Here is a 559-nt window from a genome sequence, read left to right as displayed (position 1 = left end):
TTCCCCAGGCATCGGTCGATGCGACGGTCATCCTGGGCGACATCATGGTCGTAGGCGGGGGCATTCTGTGGGCCGCGACCACGCTGGCAGTGAAGGCGACACGGCTGTTGCAGGCTCCTGCGGAGAAGACGCTGGCCTACCAGATCGCCGTCTCGATTCCGATTCTGGCTCTGGGGGCCGCGGTTTCCGGCGAGAGCATCACCCATATGCCCGGACCGGTGGCCTTGGCGTCCATGGCCTACCAGACCTTCTGGGTTGTCGGGACGACATTCCTGATCTGGTTCTTTCTCATAAAGTCCTATTCGGCCAGCAAACTGTCGTCATTTACCTTTATGACGCCCTTGTTTGGGGTCATTGGGGGCTATTTCGTGATGCATGACAACCTGACGCCCGCCTTTGCAGGGGCTGCCCTTCTGGTCATGGCGGGCCTATATCTGGTAAACCGCCCAAGTGATCCGGTTCTGACATTCGTATCAGATCCTTCGCAGGCACCTATACGAATGTCAGAACCAAAGGATCACTGGAATCATCGTTTGCTCGTGTCCGTTCGTATCCGGCG

At 58.0% G+C, this 559-nt stretch carries 1 protein-coding gene; it reads left to right on the top strand.

All coding sequences use genetic code 11. The features are described from left to right. Positions 1 to 559 (top strand): DMT family transporter (locus tag ACP4IX_RS36530; protein WP_426558984.1); only part of this gene is annotated, 559 nt, incomplete at both ends.

It is taken from the genome of Streptomyces sp. WG5, assembly GCF_049974565.1.
Classification (GTDB): Bacteria; Actinomycetota; Actinomycetes; order Streptomycetales; family Streptomycetaceae; genus Streptomyces.
Note: the sequence above shows the minus strand (reverse complement) of the source record. Positions and strands in the feature narration are given on the sequence as shown.